Raw genomic sequence first — 13,338 nt, forward strand, 5'->3', positions numbered from 1 at the left:
CGGACTAATAGACAAAACACCCGATATCTGCTTAATGAAAAGCACTCGGAAAAGCTTCCCAAACTCGATCGACAAAATCTCTAAGTTGCCGAGATGCGATCGCACCATCCTTTTTTTCAGCATCCAGAGAGTGCAACTCAGTCAACAGTGAAATTACCTCAGTATCTAAAGCCGCTCGAAACAAGCTCAGCGGCCAAAGCAAATCAGCACCATCTCGCAAATCGGATAAAGTGTATTCTGTCGCTGAATCCTTCCCCGACACCGATACAACTAACATTAAAGGGCGCACCCAACAAACTTGACGTGCCTCAACCACTTGGATCACCTCAGAATGCAGGCACGCATCTCCACATTCTAAACTGACAATTTGACCAGGCTTAAAGTTCAAAGCACAATCCATTAATGCTCACACTTAATACAGACATAACAAAGCAGCCAAATAAGTGCTGCGTCTCTCGACAGCACCACTAAACATTATATCATAATTTCTTCTTCCTTCTTCCCTCTTCCTTCTTCCCTCTTCCCTCTTCCTTCTTCCTTCTTCCCTCTTCCCTCTTCCTTCTTCCTTCTTCCTTCTTCCTCTCAACATTCATCAAGCTTTTTAAGATCCATTTCGAGCTGGGCACTCAACAATCGTGCTTCTTTTTTACCACCGCCACCATTGGCATAATCTGCCACCGAAATCGGAGAACCGATCGCAATTTTTACCTGAGCACCCCATTGAGGAATGCGCGGGCGATAGCGGATACTCATCGGTACAATTTTCACCCCCAAACCCGGTTTGCTCAACTCTGCTTGCATTGCCAAACGCGCCAATCCCGGCTTAATCGGATGAACTTCGCCATCCTGAAAAATGCCGCCTTCGGGAAAAATCACCAACATTTCCTTGTCGAGAAGTAGTTCCACCCCATAACGGAGACTGCCAATTGCCGGATGCTTGAGATCCACAGCAAACCCCCCCAAATTTCTGATGAACCAACCTTGCACTCCTTTGACCTCATCAGCAGTTACCATAAACCGCAAATCGCGTCCAGTCACCTTCTGTCCCGTTGAATAGGGCATCATCAGGGCATCCCACCGGGATCTGTGCGTAGGGGCTAAAATGACAGGCCCGTCTTTCGGCAAGTGCTCCTGTCCGGTTATCTCAATCTTGCCAAAATGAAACGGTAGGACAACATAGTGACCTAGCGGATAGAGCAAGGAGGTTAACCAAGGAGAAACGCGAGAGGTATTAGATGCTACCTTGGCAGGCATTGGCTTCACTAGAGATGATTTACTGGACTCAACGGCGATCGTGGCGGTGTGGGGCATAGCAATTAAGCTGCTTTCTCGAAATCTAAAGTCTAAAGTAAGTGATTGGACAAATCTTTAGTTTTTGGGTCGGGACAGTTTTGCTATTGGCCTTGTACCGATCGAGCGATCGCGCCCGCAAGAGATAATCTCTAACAGGTAAAACCTCAGCCAACCGGACAGCACTAATACAAAGTAGTTGGCCGCCTGGAAAGCTCGATCAGGCAATTACGGATCTATTATTTCAGCTAAAGGGTCAATTTCGATTAAACCTCGCCCCGAAGAAAGTAAAAAATTTTACCTGTTAAATTTTCCGGCGCGCTTCAAACCAAGAAACCAACTGCTCGCGGCAAACAGACTCCATAATACCGCCGAGCACCTCTAAGCGGTGACACGAATGCGCGCTATCTGGAATATTAGCAGCAGTCCGAATTGTGCCAGTTTTCGGGTCATCTGCTCCGTATACCAGCAGGCCAATCCGAGCTTGGACGATCGCACCAGCGCACATCGGGCAAGGTTCCAGCGTTACGTAGAGCGTGCATTGGTTAAGATGCCAGTCTTGCAAAACTTGGCCGGCCGCCCGCAAAGCCAAGATTTCAGCGTGAGCAGTCGGATCGCAGTCTCGCTCTCGCCGATTTTGCGCTTCGGCAATCAATTTGCCAGTACCGTCAACAATTGCAGCACCCACGGGTACTTCACCGGCATCACCGGCTGCTTGTGCCAGTTCCACAGCCCTAGTCATCCAGCGTTTGTGAATAAAATAAGTAGTATCACTAATAGACAATGGCTCAGTTTTAGAATTCACCTCATACCTACGTAACAGAAAAACTTAAGATCGAGAAAGAAAGTTACATTACAGCTTAATAGAAAGTCATTTTTAATTATGGACACCACCACGATAACTACTGAAATTGTTGAGCTGTTGTGCCGCATTAGCCGGCAAAAGCTGCGCGAACAAGATATCACTCCTTTGGTAGTGTTTGTGACTGCTCTGATTTCCATCCTGCGCGGAGTGATGATTATTGACAGGACGATCGCAGTTGAAGAAGAAGAACGGCTGCAAAAGACTCTCAAAGCCTTTGCCAGCGGCGACCGCGATCGGGTAGAACTAATTCAGCGCCTTGTCAAAGGAGTATCCAAACAGCAGGTTTACTTCAACCCCACGGAATTGCTAACCCTGACAGCTTTGTTCTCAGAATCAGAAAAACTGTTGCTTATCGGTTCCGGCTACGAAATGTCAGCGGCCGACGGACACATCGATATGCGGGAGCAAATGTACTTACAGTCGATCGCAAATCGCCTCGGCCTCGACTCCAGACACATTGCAGTCCTAGAAACTTTATTTACTAAAGAAGGAACCCTCGACTCACAAGCTTTTGCCGAAGTTCAAGCTTTACTCGATCCCAGCGAATTCGAGTCCCGCGATCCGGTATTTGGCAAAGCAGCAAAGCACTTGCTGAGTATTTTACTCCGCAAATAATCCAGCGCATATAAATTTTGGGGCAGTAAAAGTAGTGAGAGGAGTTCAAGGATTTGACGCTATGTCCATTTGAGATGGGCCTTGGGCACTCTTACCCTCAAAAACCGGGTTGTTTAACCCCTACCAAGAGCGTTGCACGGCGTATGTTCGTAAAAAACCTGGTTTCGGCCTAACTCCCGCTTTATTTTTTTTGCAAGAGTCGATCGACCCTTGTATCCCATTGAACCGAATGCCTCTAAAATCTAAAAGCGACTTGTCGCTGCCTTGATTGACTCAGCTCAATCTCAAATCTCAAATTGATTGATTATGCAAATTGAATGGCAAACCGCCAAAACCTACGAAGACATTCTCTATCACAAAAGCGGCGGCACCGCCAAAATTACCATCAATAGACCTCACAAACGGAACGCTTTCCGTCCCAAAACCGTGCAGGAACTGTGCGATGCCTTTACTGATGCCCGCGAAGACACAAAAATCGGCGTTGTCCTTTTCACAGGTGCGGGGCCTCATACAGACGGCAAATACGCCTTTTGCGCCGGCGGCGACCAAAGCGTGCGGGGTGCTGCGGGATATGTAGACGAAGGTGGCATACCCCGCTTGAACGTGCTCGACTTGCAGAAGTTGATTCGCTCTATGCCCAAAGTAGTAATTGCTTTAGTTGCAGGCTACGCAATTGGAGGGGGTCACGTTCTCCACTTAATTTGCGACTTGACGATCGCTGCTGACAATGCTATTTTCGGACAGACCGGCCCCAAAGTCGGCAGTTTCGACGGTGGTTTCGGAGCTAGCTATCTCGCCAGAGTTGTCGGCCAGAAAAAAGCCCGAGAAATTTGGTTTTTGTGTCGCCAGTACAGCGCGCAGCAAGCCCTAGAAATGGGTTTAGTCAACTGCGTCGTGCCCGTCGAACAACTAGAACTAGAAGGGATTCAGTGGGCTGCGGAAATTCTCGAAAAAAGTCCGATCGCGATTCGCTGTTTGAAATCCGCTTTTAATGCCGACTGTGACGGTCAAGCCGGTTTGCAAGAACTGGCGGGAAATGCCACTTTGCTGTACTATATGACCCAAGAAGGTGCCGAAGGCAAACAAGCCTTTTTGGAAAAACGGCAACCTGATTTTAGTCAATATCCTTGGCTGCCATAGCGGGATGGAAAAATCAGTTTTTTTATGCGCTCATATTAAAGATGCTGCGGATTTTTCTGAGTTAGTAAAGCCAAATGCACCCGATCGTCCAAAAGTGTCAGTATTGATACCAGTTCCCAAAAAGAATGAAACTGCTTTGTCAGCTCCAAACCATGATAATGATCAGTGATTCCCCAATCGAAAATGGTATGACCTATCCTGCAGCCGACTAACTAAACCGAGACTGCTGCTGCCGATTTTTCGGTTAACGTTGTGCCTGTAAGCTGGCAGGCATGGCGATCGGAAAAAGTGACGGTGGCATCCTGCCGCGTCAGAGTCGATTCTTGCCACATTCCAATTTCTTCTATGTTTTCCCAAGATGACCTAAAAGGCGAAACCGCTAAAGCACAAGCTTTCCAGTGACTTTGAACCGGGCCGCCTAGTAAAGCGCAAACACCTCCGCGTCTGCCTTCAGGGGTATAGTGACGGCAGTGACCACAAGCTGAAGTTAAAGGTGAAGTTAAGGAGGTTTGCATAAAAGTTCTTAGGGAAATCATTTTCATCTCTAATTCTCCTTTGTAGAGCTAGCAGGTTTTAGAGCCTCCCAACCTTTATGCTGTCTGGGTTGTAGCGATCCCCGAAGTATAATTAAATTTTATAATTTATTTATAATCTCGTTATATATAGAAACAATTAGCTTGGTGCTTGCTCATTGTATAGGTAAAAACACAGGTTAAAAGTTTATAAAGCCGTTAGGGATCAAGACAAAGTACAAATGCCCAACGAGTATGAGAGGTGACAAATAAGCGGTAGCTTAGAATACAAAAATTTGCTGAGAGTGTCGCTAAGCAGCCTCTGGGAAAGAGGAACAATTCAGTTTTCAAATGAAAATGAAAAATAGCTGTCGGCGATCGACAGCAGGCGATCGAGCCCCTGTTGCATTGACGCCAAAAGTAGCTAATCATAAAATAGGCAAGTTTTCAAGCTTCTTGTTTATCTCTACAATCAAAAGATTCAAATTAATTCAGAGGCGGTAGGAGTTGTGCTAATGAGTAAGCGTTCGTCGGTGGAATCCCCAAATCATCAATCCTCTTCAACCCCAATCAAGCCTGCTTTGCAAGCAGTCCTGGGGAGTCTAGATGTAAACCTAGAAGCAGAACTGACAACATACAGAAGGCACAGGCGGCGGGCCGAACAGTGGGTGTCGCCCTCAGTTCGTACCGGCAAGCAAACAGCCACAACCGAGCAACAGCTAGCCCAAAATTTGGCGCCGGAGACTGCGGAAGAAACCCAGCAGCCGCTATCGCTGCCCCTATCCCTTGCCGGCACTCAGGGCGATGCCCCGCTAGCAACTACCAGGGGTGGCACAAAATTATCTAGCAGTGCTTTCGCACCCAACAATTATCTCGAATCAAGCGAAAAACTGATCGAAAGTTTGGACGAGTCAAAAGCTGAGCCTACGGTAGAACGCAGTTTAGCAGCAAGTTTGTTAACTCCCTTGGGACTGAGTTCGATGCTGCTATTTTTGCTGTCGTGCACAGCTTTGGGCTACGCAGTCATGTACCCGTCAAATTTGGTTAAGATGGCAGGCCTGAACCGTTTCCTCGATCGCAATGCACCCTCTTCAAGTGACAGTCCCGCCTCTACTTCTATCTCAGATACCAGCACCAAGGAACTGCCGAAAGCTCCAAATCTGGTATCCAAGGAATTTGTCGAGCTAGATTTGAGCACTCTCAGCAATGTTAAGCCTACAGTCAGCCCGATTCCTTTCCCCTCACCAAAAGCATCAATCCCGCCAACCCCTCCAGCGCCTCCGGGTCCCAGCGGGGTTGTGCCGATTCCTACAGAAGACGGCAACCCCCCCAGAGGCAGGGAACAAGGACTCAACAATCTGAGTACGGCTTTGCTTCCCACTCCCAGCCCTAGCGCTGCCCAGCCTGTGCCGACTCTGCCGACACTGCCTCCAACACCATCCCCAGCCCAGCCTGCTGCCACATCCCCGGCGACAGCATCCCCAGCCGCCGCATCCCCAGCCGTCGCATCCCCGCTGGGAAGGCCTGCACGGGCGGCAGACGGTTTCTATTACGTTGTCACCGATTACACCGACGAAAAATCACTGCAGCAAGCCAGAACCGCAGTTCCCGATGCCTACGTGCGGAACTTCTCAAAGGGTGTCAAGATCCAAATGGGGGCTTTGAACGATCCTGCCTCAGCAGAACGTTTGGTGAAAGAACTCCAAGAAAAAGGGGTGAAGCCACAATACTATCAACCATAAATTAGGCAAAGACAATTAAACTGATGATCGGGGAGTAGGTTGGGCCGAGGTACGAACCCTCCGTTTCGCTTCACCCAACATTTGCTCAGTTTTGATGGGTAATGCTCGCGCCCTACCCATCTTAAAAATAATCATGATGACCTAACTTAGAGGGCATTAAAATTTCCAAATTAAAAATTAAAAAGACGATTGAGGAGTTTTCATTTTTAGTTTTTAATTCTGATTTCTCTGTCTTAATTCTAAAGTTGAAAATCGGGAGACTGGCAAAATGGGATTATTCGATCGCCTATGGCGAGTGATTCGAGCCAATATTAACAGTTTGGTCGGGGCTGCTGAAGACCCCGAAAAAATTCTGGAACAGGCTGTAATGGATATGCAGGAAGATTTAGTGCAGCTCAGACAAGCTGTGGCAGGAGCGATTGCAGCTCAAAAACGCACTGAACGCCAGTGCTCTCAAGCTGAGTCTACAGCAGCAGAATGGCATCAGCGGGCGCAGCTAGCTTTGCAAAAAGGCGAGGAAAATTTGGCGCGGGAAGCTCTGACGCGCAAGAAATCTTATCAAGAAACCGCAACGGCGATGAAAGCCAGTCTCGGACAACAGAACGCTGTTGTGACTAAACTAAAAGAAAATATGCGGGCGCTCGAAAGTAAAATTTCCGAGGCAAAATCTAAAAAAGATATGTACATTGCCCGAGCTCGATCGGCCGCATCGTCGGAAAGGCTTCAAGAAATGATGGGCAATCTCAGTACCGGCAGTGCTTTGAGCGCCTTTGAACGGATGGAAGAGAAAGTCATGCAGCTAGAAGCTCGCTCCGAAGCAATTGCAGAACTCGGAACTAATGATTTAGAAAAGAAGTTTCTCTCTCTCGAAGGTGCTGACGATGTGGATACCGAGTTGGCGGCGATGAAAGCACAAATGCTTCCGGGCAAGAATACACCCAAATTGCCGTCGAGCGAGCCGCCCGCATCCTGAACCCCAGGCAACATAACAAGAGTCGAGACCAGCAAAAACTTCTCAACAGCCTAGCTAGAGATGGGTCGAAGCCTGTTGGGGAATTCCCGGATCGAAGTTAAACTCAACTAGAACAGCAGGAGTCCCGCACTCTACCTCAAAGGTGAGTGTCGGGAGGAATGCGGGGCAGATTGAGGGGTTCGATACCCCGAAAGCTGCCAATACGCTACAATAACAACAGCAAAACTTCACCTATTGAAAATGTCCCAAGTTCTTACAGTCTCTTGCAAATTGGAAGTATCGCAGCAGCAGGTTGAAAAGCTGAATGCCGTACTGACTGCCTTTGCAAAATGCTGTGAGTACGTGAACACCCATACACCCGAAAAGCTGACGAATCAGATTGCTGTTCAGTCCTTGATTTACAAGGAAGCGCGATCGCATTCTGGGCTGTCTGCTCAAATGACGATTCACGCAATTCGTAGAGTTTGCGCTAATCGCAAAACGGCAAAGCAAAAGGTTAAGCCCGTTAAGAAGTTTGCCTCCACTTCTGCCACTTACGACGCGAGAACTTTCACCTTCCGCGAATCGGATTGGTTAGTCAGCTTGACCATGCTCAAGGGCAGAGAAAAGTTTAAGCTGCACATTGGTAATTACCAAAAACACTTGCTGCAAGGACAAGACCCCAAAACGGCAACTTTGGTAAAGCGCAACGATGGCAGCTTTTATCTGAACATTCAGCTTGAGTCTGAGCCACCAGAGAAACAAAAGACTGATGATGTCTTGGGTGTTGATTTGGGACGCACAGACATTGCTTGTACATCTGCTGGAGAGAAATTCAGTGGCAAACAGGTAACACAAGCCAGAGACAGATATAGCCGTGTACGGGCTTCGTTACAGCGTAAAGCGTCCAAAGGCACAAGGTCTGCTCGTAGAAGGGCGAGACAGATTTTGCAACGGTTGAGTGGACGAGAACGGAGATTCCAGACATGGCTGAACCATACCATCAGCTATCGACTGATCCAGCAAGCCAAGACATTAAATCAGGCTATTACCCTGGAAGACTTGACCGGAATCAGAGAGCGTACCAATGAACTGCCACGGTCTAAAACAGAACGGAGACGCAGCAATAGTTGGGCGTTCTACCAGTTGCGCCAATTCCTAACCTATAAAGGCGTGAAATTTGGCGTTGATGTAAGACTGGTCGATCCGCGCTATACCTCGAAAACTTGTCACTGTTGCAAGGTGATTGGCAATCGCCAAGGTAAGCGGTTTGAGTGCCTGAATGAGCGATGCGGATGGATTGGCGATGCCGATGTGAATGGAGCAAGAAATATTGCTACTTTGGGGCAGATCGTAAACCTGCCCGGAGGTTCCGAGATAATGTCCTGCTCTTTGCACGAAGTTGTCTTGAGGGCTACTGAAAGCCCGCACTCTATGCAAAGCATGAGTGTCGGGTAGTTTACTAGATAGGTGCATGAATAAGCTTGCCTGCATCACATTACTCGATCGCTTTAAACTGGATTTATCTGTCTGCAAAAATTGCCAAAAACTAAATCGCACTAAAAATCTGACAAGAGTGAATTTCACAACTGCGGGCTAGGGCTATCAAGCCTGCTTTCCGCCTACTTCGTACACCTCACCCAGGAAAAATAGCATTATGGGATTATTTGACCGCATTAGCCGAGTCGTCAAAGCCAATCTTAACGATCTGGTCAACAAAGCTGAAGACCCGGAAAAGATTTTAGAACAGTCTGTTACGGATATGCAGGAAGACTTGGTGCAGTTGCGTCAGGCCGTTGCCAGCGCGATCGCCACTCAAAAACGCACCCAGACTCAGTACAATCAAGCTGAATCTCAGTCTAACCAGTGGCAGCAGCGCGCTCAGCTAGCCCTGCAAAAAGGAGACGAGACTTTGGCCCGGGAAGCGCTGGTTCGCAAAAAGTCTCACGCTGAAACGGCGGCTACGCTGAAAGCCAGTCTGGATCAGCAATCGGCTCAGGTGGAAAGTCTCAAGCGCAACTTGATCGGTTTGGAGAGCAAAATTTCCGAAGCTAAGACTAAGAAGGATATGCTCAAGGCGAGGATATCCGCTGCTAAAGCTCAGGAACAGCTCAACAATACCATTGGCACATTGAATACTGGCAGCTCCATGGCAGCTTTTGATCGCATGGAAGAAAAAGTTTTGCAGATTGAAGCTCGCGCGGGAGCTTCGGCAGAATTGGCCGCCGGCGGCAGCAATTTAGAGGAACAGTTCCGCTTGCTCGAAAGCGGCGGTGATGTTGACGACGAGTTGGCTCAGATGAAAGCTCAACTTACCGGGGGTTCTGTGTCTCAAGGTCAATTGCCGGCAGCGGGTAAAACGGCAGCAGCTAGTAGCTCGGAGTCGAGCCCGGTGATTGACGCTGAGTTGGAAGAATTGCGATCGCAGCTCAATAAAATGTAGTAATCTGTATCAAAATTTACCTATTTCTCAGATCGCAGGTTTGATAGAATGCTCCGCCGACCTACAGGGCTAGCTTGGGAGGTCGGAGTTTTTTTAGTCATTTTTTAATACACAAAACATGGTTATTGTCAACCATCTTTATATTGACTTAAGGAATTAAGTGTTTAAAAAGTGATAGAGTAATTTTATTCCTTGCAAGACGGCTAGCTTGGGAGGTCGGAGTGTTGTTAGTTTTATGCACAAAATAGGACTGGTGTCAACTATCTTTATATTGACTTAATAAATAAACTTTTTCTAAAGTGATATAGTAATTTTATTCCTTGCAATTGCGCCGGCCGCGCCCGAGCGTAAGTGTAAATAACTATCAAATATGGCTAATCTGTCATGCCCGTGCAATTTTCTAGAGGCTTTTGTAAAATCAAGTTTTTCAAGGCATTAGCACTTGGTTTCTCAATTGCAGCTATTTGCCCCGCACTGCTATCAGCTCTAAGTGTTAGCGAGTCGATGGTTGCTACCGACTCAGGGGTGCAAGCGCCAATTTTGCAGGATAATTTACTGTCTCAATTAAAACTAAATAAAGAAACAGCAGACGATCACGATCGGCTTCGTGATTTATACTCGGGTTCAGAATTAGATAGAGGCAGTAAAGAGCAAGAAAATAGCATCCCGGAGTTCGATCAATTGACCCAAAGCGAGGCCCCAGAAACTCTCCCTCAATTGCCGAATCGAGGAGAAAACAGACACGAATTTCCGATTCCCAACCCGCGGCTGTCAAATCCGGCTCGCCTCCCGTAACCCGCGCCACCACGGCCCTTGGTTTCAGCCGCACAACTTTTGCCGCCTGCTATTCCCGCGCCGGCACAGCCTGCAGAATTGCTAAGATTGCGGGTACGATAAAAGTCGCTTGATTTGAAGTAGTTGGCAGTTGACTTACCGCGAGCCGATCGTGCAAAATCCGAGAATAGAAATCGCGATCGGTATCAGTACCCGCAGGCGAGAAAGCGACACATCTTTGCTGGGAAAGGATTTTCCACTGTCGCCTGCAGCAGATAATCGGGGTAGAACTCGGGTTGCGGCGCTGAGGCTGTTTCAGGATTTTACTCAGAGGGGAGAGAGAGATGTCTTGGCGGCGCGATGGCAGTTCTGTCTGGCAGTGGCAGCATTTGGCGCTACGGTGAGCAGCAGCAGCCCTGACAGTCGATTTTTGACCTGGGGGGGTCAATTGCAGTACGTGTGGTTGCTGGCTCCTGAGAGGCTGCTGGTGGTGCATCGGACTCATAAAATTGAGTCAACAGTCAACAGCCATTCCAGCCCAACTGGAATTGATATCAGAGGCTGCAGGTGGTGCGATCGGATGTGAAATTGGCTGGGGCAGAGCTTTTGCCGATCGAACCATTCGGTATAGGGGGCTCAGACACATTGCAGGGCTAACGTCAGGATGCTTTGCTGACCGATAGCGGGATTTTTGATTCAGCCGAGTTGCGGTATCCGATGCCAGCGCACCCGCGACAAGCAAGGAGTTTTGCAGGTGACGCCGTTTGTGGATTTTGGCAATGTTTGGAATCCCAGGCAAAGCGCGGTTTTGGAAGCGAATACTTTGCTGTCAGCGGGATTGCGGCTGCGGTGACTCTATGGCGAAAGGTGGAATCCTCGCGGAGGCGGGGGAATTACTTTGATTGATATTAAGTCGAGCAACAGGAGTTTACAAGAGCGCTGGCTGTATTTTTCTCTATAATTCAAACCTTTTTAGGAAAGCAGTCGTTTTGCCCTTGGCGGAACTGAGCAATTCCGCTATATAGTAATAAGTATCATTTGGCACTCCTCTGTAGCTGCCAAGAGTGCATTTTACTGATAATCTTTAAATTAAACTATGTCTAAGGTGCGGTTGCTGCTTTTAAGTTCTTTTGCTTCCGGTTTTGGGCTTTGCTCAATCATTTTGGCGATGTTTACGATGACTTCCAGGCTGTCGTTTACGTCTTTTTTTACATTTGTATTAACTTTGGTTTTTTTTGGAATTAATCTGCTTTTTGCTTTGCATTATTATACATCGCTTACTAAGCAATTGAGTGTTAAAAATAAAAGGAAAGCGAGAATTTAGCGGTTGTGAAGCAGAAGCGGAAAAAGGCATGGAGAGTTTTTTAGGGAATTTAAATGGAATCCAGGACCACGCCTCTGGGTTAGGAAAACTCTCTAGCTGTCAGCCATAATTATTTAAAGTCTAATTATTTAGGAGGTGCGATCGTGGTTATTACTCAAACCAACCCACCAAATCTTCGCGATGCGACAAAGACTCGCTTTACTCCAGAGGAATACCGGGCGATCGAGGAAACTGCTGAAGAACGTCACGAATATTGTAACGGAGAGATTATCCTTATGCCAGGATGTTCAGAAGTCCACAGCACGATCGCCTGTAACTTGTTAATTTACTTGGGTTTTTTGTTGAGAGACACCGATTTTCGATTGTATAACAACGATTTGCGGGTTTGGATTCCCGAACATGGGTGCGGAACCTATGCTGATTTGATGGTCATCAATGGTGAACCAGAATTCAATGGCGATCGCACGGATGAAATTCTTAATCCTTTACGGATTGTCGAGGTTCTTTCCCCCTCTACTGAAGGCTACGATCGAGGTGAAAAGTTCAGAAAATAGCGATCTATAGCTAGTTTTTGTGAATATTTGCTGGTTAGTCAAGCTGAACCCTACATTAAGCAATATTATAATGGCGATCGCCCAAGTAGCGATCGCTGGCAATGGCAAGTTTGCGATCGGCTCGATCGGGCGATCGTCCTGCACAGTTTAAATATAGACCTTCCGATGTCTGAAGTCTATCGCCGGATTAATTTTTAAGGGCGATCGGGTGACGCTTATAATGACAGGGTAAACGCATCTCAACTGGAACCCAAAATATGCTACAGTTACATCCGACTAAAACTCAATGTAGTTTGTAGTAGTTTATGGGTCTCAGCAATGGCAAGAGGTTTTAGTAAAGCTGTAACTTCTCAACAAAAGCAAATAGATTCCTTGGCTTAGAGAAATATTTTAAATACCAGTTTTTGAGAAAATTTTGCTAGTTTGAATGACTCGATCTTAGAAACAAGTAAAGAGCTTTTACTCAAAAATGTTAGATCAATTGCAATTCTAGCTACTCCCTTCCCGCTCAAAGAGTACAGAAAGGGGTATAACCTGTCAAACATCTAAATTCCCTTAACTAAGTTACCTTTATTTTTTATTTTTCCATTCTATTTCATAATTAGTTCTCCTTCATTTGGTTCTCGGGAACTTACGGTGATATCTTTATCTAATTCTAAAAGCAAGGTAATACACGCTCGGAAGGGAGCAAAATTAGAAAAGCCATATCCTTGTCGCATAATCAACTTAATTCGATTATTTATCCTTTCCATAACTCCACTTGTGGTGTGATTAAGAAAGTAGTTGCCAATTCCTTCAAAAAGATTGACAATTGTCGAAGCTGATTCTTTGAAAAAGAGCGACGCATAATTCAGCTAAATTTTAGAGTCTTCCGGCCAGATTTTGACGGTCATATGGGTTTCGTATATTTCTCGAAACTCTTTTTCCATATCCTAAGCAATTCTTAAACATTCGGATTTTTTTAACGTGACTTTCCACCTGTGAATGTGTTCTAAATTAAGGTTGCTTCGATTACTCAACAATAAACATTTACGGTTTCAATCCGTAATTTACAGCAGATTGCAAGTTTATAGATGACAGTAGCAGCATTTAGTAAACCAGTTTTTTAGATGTTGAGGATTTATTAA

At 46.7% G+C, this 13,338-nt stretch carries 16 protein-coding genes; 11 read left to right on the top strand and 5 right to left on the bottom strand.

Annotated features, from left to right (window positions below):
* Nucleotides 1–31 precede the first annotated feature (31 nt).
* The 3 genes from QUA42_RS15725 to tadA all read right to left on the bottom strand — a co-directional run bounded on the left by QUA42_RS15725 (nucleotide 32) and on the right by tadA (nucleotide 2,095).
* Nucleotides 32–400: a hypothetical protein gene (locus tag QUA42_RS15725; protein WP_333138085.1), complete on the bottom strand. Its 369-nt coding sequence runs from the start codon at nucleotides 398–400 to the stop codon at nucleotides 32–34.
* Nucleotides 401–582: 182 nt separating this feature from the next.
* A complete protein-coding gene (locus QUA42_RS15730; protein ID WP_333138086.1) occupies nucleotides 583–1,311 on the bottom strand; it encodes a lysophospholipid acyltransferase family protein in 729 nt (242 codons plus the stop codon).
* Nucleotides 1,312–1,594: 283 nt separating this feature from the next.
* A complete protein-coding gene (gene tadA / locus QUA42_RS15735) occupies nucleotides 1,595–2,095 on the bottom strand; it encodes a tRNA adenosine(34) deaminase TadA (RefSeq protein ID WP_333138087.1) in 501 nt (166 codons plus the stop codon).
* 78 nt (nucleotides 2,096–2,173) lie between these two features.
* Here tadA and QUA42_RS15740 point away from each other — a divergent pair, with 78 nt between their 5' ends.
* Nucleotides 2,174–2,770: a TerB family tellurite resistance protein gene (locus QUA42_RS15740; protein WP_333138088.1), complete on the top strand. Its 597-nt coding sequence runs from the start codon at nucleotides 2,174–2,176 to the stop codon at nucleotides 2,768–2,770.
* A gap of 306 nt (nucleotides 2,771–3,076) precedes the next feature.
* Nucleotides 3,077–3,910, top strand: coding sequence for a 1,4-dihydroxy-2-naphthoyl-CoA synthase (gene menB / locus QUA42_RS15745; protein WP_006635932.1), 834 nt, complete (start codon nucleotides 3,077–3,079; stop codon nucleotides 3,908–3,910).
* A 212-nt stretch (nucleotides 3,911–4,122) separates the two neighbouring features.
* On the opposite strand, the gene QUA42_RS15750 is transcribed toward menB, so the two are convergent.
* Nucleotides 4,123–4,452 carry a hypothetical protein gene (locus QUA42_RS15750; RefSeq protein WP_333138089.1) on the bottom strand — a complete coding sequence of 110 codons (330 nt, stop codon included), beginning with the start codon at nucleotides 4,450–4,452 and terminating at the stop codon, nucleotides 4,123–4,125.
* Nucleotides 4,453–4,937: 485 nt separating this feature from the next.
* On the opposite strand from QUA42_RS15750, the gene QUA42_RS15755 reads away from it, so the two are divergent.
* The 9 genes from QUA42_RS15755 to QUA42_RS15795 all read left to right on the top strand — a co-directional run bounded on the left by QUA42_RS15755 (nucleotide 4,938) and on the right by QUA42_RS15795 (nucleotide 12,409).
* The gene (locus QUA42_RS15755; RefSeq protein ID WP_333138090.1) at nucleotides 4,938–6,164 is read left to right on the top strand and encodes an SPOR domain-containing protein; all 1,227 of its coding nucleotides are present in this window, start codon (nucleotides 4,938–4,940) and stop codon (nucleotides 6,162–6,164) included.
* Nucleotides 6,165–6,432: 268 nt separating this feature from the next.
* The gene (locus QUA42_RS15760) at nucleotides 6,433–7,137 is read left to right on the top strand and encodes a PspA/IM30 family protein (RefSeq protein WP_190663798.1); all 705 of its coding nucleotides are present in this window, start codon (nucleotides 6,433–6,435) and stop codon (nucleotides 7,135–7,137) included.
* Between the two features lie 240 nt (nucleotides 7,138–7,377).
* Entirely contained in the window at nucleotides 7,378–8,574 is a 1,197-nt protein-coding gene (locus QUA42_RS15765; protein WP_333138091.1) for an RNA-guided endonuclease TnpB family protein, read from the top strand.
* Between the two features lie 199 nt (nucleotides 8,575–8,773).
* The gene (locus tag QUA42_RS15770) at nucleotides 8,774–9,559 is read left to right on the top strand and encodes a PspA/IM30 family protein (protein ID WP_006635936.1); all 786 of its coding nucleotides are present in this window, start codon (nucleotides 8,774–8,776) and stop codon (nucleotides 9,557–9,559) included.
* 384 nt (nucleotides 9,560–9,943) lie between these two features.
* The gene (locus QUA42_RS15775; RefSeq protein ID WP_333035692.1) at nucleotides 9,944–10,354 is read left to right on the top strand and encodes a hypothetical protein; all 411 of its coding nucleotides are present in this window, start codon (nucleotides 9,944–9,946) and stop codon (nucleotides 10,352–10,354) included.
* A 130-nt stretch (nucleotides 10,355–10,484) separates the two neighbouring features.
* Nucleotides 10,485–10,919, top strand: a complete 435-nt coding sequence (locus QUA42_RS15780) for a hypothetical protein (protein WP_333138092.1) — start codon at nucleotides 10,485–10,487, stop codon at nucleotides 10,917–10,919.
* Nucleotides 10,920–11,024: 105 nt separating this feature from the next.
* On the top strand, nucleotides 11,025–11,186 hold the full coding sequence (locus QUA42_RS15785) for a hypothetical protein (protein ID WP_333138093.1): 162 nt from the start codon (nucleotides 11,025–11,027) through the stop codon (nucleotides 11,184–11,186).
* Nucleotides 11,187–11,800: 614 nt separating this feature from the next.
* Entirely contained in the window at nucleotides 11,801–12,211 is a 411-nt protein-coding gene (locus tag QUA42_RS15790; RefSeq protein WP_333138094.1) for a Uma2 family endonuclease, read from the top strand.
* 27 nt (nucleotides 12,212–12,238) lie between these two features.
* Nucleotides 12,239–12,409, top strand: coding sequence for a hypothetical protein (locus QUA42_RS15795; RefSeq protein ID WP_333138095.1), 171 nt, complete (start codon nucleotides 12,239–12,241; stop codon nucleotides 12,407–12,409).
* Between the two features lie 392 nt (nucleotides 12,410–12,801).
* On the opposite strand, the gene QUA42_RS27820 is transcribed toward QUA42_RS15795, so the two are convergent.
* A complete protein-coding gene (locus QUA42_RS27820; protein WP_445301325.1) occupies nucleotides 12,802–13,065 on the bottom strand; it encodes a transposase in 264 nt (87 codons plus the stop codon).
* Nucleotides 13,066–13,338 lie beyond the last annotated feature (273 nt).

Source organism: Microcoleus sp. Pol11C2, from assembly GCF_036701505.1.
GTDB lineage: Bacteria > Cyanobacteriota > Cyanobacteriia > Cyanobacteriales > Microcoleaceae > Microcoleus.